Origin of the sequence: Providencia sp. wls1922 (assembly GCF_009706505.1) — a bacterium.
GTDB lineage: Bacteria > Pseudomonadota > Gammaproteobacteria > Enterobacterales > Enterobacteriaceae > Providencia > Providencia lanzhouensis.
In genome coordinates this window covers 1-4,297 of the sequence record NZ_WLUG01000012.1, presented here as the reverse complement: position 1 = coordinate 4,297, position 4,297 = coordinate 1, and the positions used below count along the sequence as shown (strand labels likewise).

Annotated in this window: 3 protein-coding genes and 2 pseudogenes; 1 reads left to right on the top strand and 4 read right to left on the bottom strand. The window is 32.9% G+C overall.

What is annotated here, in order from left to right:
- Positions 1–781, top strand: a pseudogene (locus GKR71_RS00695) (bifunctional DNA primase/helicase); the annotation flags it as partial.
- 837 nt (positions 782–1,618) lie between these two features.
- On the opposite strand, the gene GKR71_RS00690 reads toward GKR71_RS00695, so the two are convergent.
- From GKR71_RS00690 to GKR71_RS00675, 4 genes and pseudogenes are all read right to left on the bottom strand, one after another.
- Positions 1,619–2,590 carry an oxidoreductase gene (locus GKR71_RS00690; RefSeq protein WP_154633787.1) on the bottom strand — a complete coding sequence of 324 codons (972 nt, stop codon included), beginning with the start codon at positions 2,588–2,590 and terminating at the stop codon, positions 1,619–1,621.
- Positions 2,571–2,924: a MazG nucleotide pyrophosphohydrolase domain-containing protein gene (locus GKR71_RS00685; RefSeq protein ID WP_154633786.1), complete on the bottom strand. Its 354-nt coding sequence runs from the start codon at positions 2,922–2,924 to the stop codon at positions 2,571–2,573. Before GKR71_RS00685 ends, GKR71_RS00690 begins: the two co-directional genes overlap by 20 nt.
- 2 nt (positions 2,925–2,926) lie before the next feature.
- On the bottom strand, positions 2,927–3,694 hold the full coding sequence (locus GKR71_RS00680) for a dCTP deaminase (protein WP_154633785.1): 768 nt from the start codon (positions 3,692–3,694) through the stop codon (positions 2,927–2,929).
- A 413-nt stretch (positions 3,695–4,107) separates the two neighbouring features.
- A pseudogene (locus GKR71_RS00675) lies at positions 4,108–4,297 on the bottom strand (phage portal protein); the annotation flags it as partial.

Here is a 4,297-nt window from a genome sequence, read left to right as displayed (position 1 = left end):
AGGGGTGAAAAATAGCGGTAATGAGACCTACGAGCCGTTATTTAAAGGCAGTATTGTGATTGCTCAGAATGCTGAAATTAATGCGTCACGCGCCGTTTTAGAACGGATTATTCATCTGTATACCGATAAAGCCGAGCAGAGCGTCGAAACCCGTTATGCAGCGATTGCCCTTGAACGTTATCCCATTGAAAAATTATCTGGTTTTCTGCCTACGGTACTAATGAAAGAAGCTGCGATATTAAAGCAATACAATGAGAGCGTAGATGGCTTACAGGCGCAGTTATTTGCCGATAAGGCGATTAACCATGAGCGGATCGCCAAAAACCACGCGCAGCTAATTGCATTATTGGAAACGTTAGCGTTAGTTCTTCCTGTAAAAGCGGCTCATATTCGCCAAACTCGCGACTTTATTATTGAGTTGGCCAAACAACGTGTTCAAGCGATCCAACTCGACCAACCGCAAGTGATGGAGTTTTGGGAACTATTTGATTATTTACACGATAACGAGGCCTTTGGTGTGAATCACAGTAGTGAAAAGGGCGTTTATGCAGTGAACTTTAACCATATTGCACAGGTAGCCAGTGAGTACCGTCAGTCTATGCAATTGAATACTGATGTTAAGAATTTATTGAAAGCGGGGCGTATGCGTAAGTTTGTGGGCGTTAAGACGGTGCGAAGTGTGGTAAACAGTCAGTTTAATAGTACGCTAGCGGTGGGGAGTACGCTTAAAAGACCCGAAGTGATTAAGTGCTGGGTGTTTCAGGAAAACAGTGAAAGTTAGTTTCCTCCTCTATTCATTTATAGGCTGCCGATGTGCAGCCTTTCTTTTATCTGTATATCTGTATATCTGTAGATAACCATCAAGTAAGTACTATAAATACTCAGGAGGATAAATAAGAGAAGATATAAACAACTGTACAATAAATAATCATAATTGAGTCTATTTTATATAAATAGAGAATTTATGGGAGGGGTTCGGAAAGTGGTTACAATGGTTACAAAATCAAAATAGTCTTATATTTTATTGATACTATAAAGAAATATGGTAATAGTAAAAGGTTACAAATGGGTTGCTTTGCGGTTACGTGTAACCGTTTTAAGAGGTTACAAATTAAAAACATAACTTATTGTTTTATAAGGATGTAACTTTTTAACCCCTGTTTTGTAACTGGTTGTAACCAGTAAAAAGTTACAACGGAGTTGTTTTTAATCAGTGAGTTAGGAGTGGTTTTGGTAGGGTGTAACCGATGTAACCGGTTTCCGAATCTCTCACCGTTATTTGAGGAGTGAATTTCGTTTGTGTAGTAAAATACAAGTAAAGCATCTAGTGAATAATAGAGAGATAATTATTTGATATTTAATCAATAAGTATTAAGAATATAATAATGAGTAAGGAGTTTGATTATAATAGCTATAAATCAGTTGTTTTGTAGTTACGTGTAACTGTTTTTATATATTAAATTTTTTCTAAGTCGATTTAACTACTAGAAATTATAATGCTAACTTGCTATTGCTATGGGTTTGATAACTGGAATATAATTATTTCAGTTATGAATTTAATTAAACATACTCGATAGGAGTAAAATAGCATATACTCCTATCGATTTAAATTATCAAATTACCATAAGCTACAGTTTAATTTATTTTTCCCTAGTGAATAATAATGGCAATCACCACAATCATTACATTTCAAATCGGGTTCTGTAATAAAACTAGGATTGGCAATTAAATCCCTACAAATACCTACATCGACATTTTTAGGTAAAATTTCATCAAATAAAGACAATGATTTTCCAGATATTATAAATTTTCTATTTTTAAACTCATCAATTAATTTAATTGAATCTTCATAGCGTTTTTTTAGCATGCTAGATGTAGATGGGTATATTAGGTTCTTATTTATGTTATAGAACCCCGATGATAGATCAATATAATCAGCAGGAATAGAGGATAGATTTTTTATTATATCATCTCTTTTTTTATCTATTCTGTAAATTCCTGTTTTAACAGATATTCTTAATGATGTTTCTATATTGTAATTTTTTAATTCAGAAAAAATATTTGATAGTTTATGCTGAAATAAATCGGCGTATTTAGAAAAATAATTATCTAATAATAGGCTGAATAAATATCCATGAGCTGCATGAATTTGAATGTGTTCAAATCCGTTATCGATAGATAGTGATATTCCATGTATTAAATCCCTAATGATTTTATTTATTTTTGACTCATCTATTGAATTTATTGCATCTAAATAATACTTTTCTGGATTTTCTGATTTTTTTGCTACGAAATGTAAATTTCCTATATATCCATCCCATGCTGAACTTAATTGTATGCCAGGTTTGCTTCCCTGAGATTTTATTTCAAATGTTAAGTTTCTCCAGTTTGTATTATTTGATATTTCAATGCAATAATTATTGCTTTTATATCCATTTGGAATAACTACATTTCCAACAATTGAACAATAGATACTATTAGAGCTTCTTTTTCGATAAAAATCTATTAGTTCACAATTAGGGCTATGTTCACTCCCATAACCAGTGTTTACAGGTAAGAAAAATATTTTTTTATTTTTTAAGTTTTTCATATTTTTTTCTGTTTATTCTCATTTTATTTAAAACTTCATCTTCAATATTTACTTCTAATATGGCAGATATTCTAAGTATATATATTAAACAATCTATAATTTCTTCTTTTAAATGTTTTTCAGCCAGAGATAAATCCAGCTCATAGCTATCTTTCATTTCATTTTTTATGGTTATCTTTTTTATTATATTTGAGAATTCACCAATTTCCCCGAAAAGACCAATTAAATCTTTTGAGATTTGCCCATATTTATCTTCAGCATTGTTGAATTTTACATGAAAACCGAAATTTTCATCTTGCATTATTTGGATTTTTTTTAACTCATCTATATTCATTTTTACACCTTTGGTTCCATATATTTTGTTATTAACCAAACAACTATTCCACAGACAATATTAACCACTATATTTATTAAGAATGTGGAGTTAAGTCCTGTAAGAAAATAAGTATTTAACAGTGTTGTTATAAAAACAATGCAAAGTAACAAAATAAATGTTATTCTTTGTTTTGATATTATTTTTTTTATTATTCTAGATGTTGAATATGGTAAAACAACGTACGCCTCTTCATCTTCTGTTTTTACTCTTCGATCGTTTTTTACATCATCATAGCTTTTCTGAAGATGATACTTAATCGGCCATATATTTGTCTGGTAACCATGCTGTCCTTTATACTCATGAGAAACTTTGCCACTTAAAATACTAAAATCTATTTTAGCAATACCTTCATCTTGAGGCAATTCAATGAATTTATTGCTGATATTTTGAGTTATAATTCCTAGCTGCCCACTAAATCCAGGATCAGCGCAAGTTGCAACTGGCGACAGCCCGATGCTAAACAATGAGCCTTTACTCGTAATTTTTGCAATGAGGTCTTTAGGGATGTTAACGCTTTCTTTTGTAATTAAAACAACATAATGGCCTGGCTTGATTATTACCTTTTCATCTATTTCTAATTCAATTCGGTTTGAACTTTCTGTTAGATCGTAATATACATTTCCCATTCTTAATTCATAGCTTGCACCTCTTAGCTTTTTATCATCATAATTAGTTATGAGGTCAACTGAATCTATTTTTTTTCTTATTTCACAATCTGAAAGAACCATGACATCCTCTTATTAGTATTTAATGTAAGATTATCAATATAGTTAAAAAATAAAAATAAACAAGTAAAGTGGACAATAGCAAATTTGCATGAGATTACACAATTCTCTTCCAATCGTATTTGCTACCCAATCCCATATCCAACCTAAGTTCACCCCCTCTGCACACCTGCACAAAATCCCACTCCTTTTGTGTGCGGGCGAGGCGGGGGAGCAAGCGCGCGCAAAGGGGGAAAGGTGAGCCGCGCTGGCTATGATGTGATTAGTCCATGAGTGGTGTTATTTGCGAGTATTCAGGCTGTACAGACTAGATGAGATATAAAATAATTTCGGGTATGTGACATAGGTAGAACGGCGCTAAGGCCGTTCTATTGCGTTTGAAGTGAGGGAACATCAATTAACGTGAATTGGATGGTTTATTTATAGTTAGGTTCTTTGTTCTTCGCCTGCGTCAAAAAATCCAGTAACGCATATTGTTTAAAGCGGATTACCTCAACACCTAGCATGTCGTTAATCGACTTCATGCTTTCCATCAGCGGCAGCAACTCATTGAACCAAAACACCATTGCAGCTTTTTCGATATCGCCAAGGCTACCGGAGCCTTGC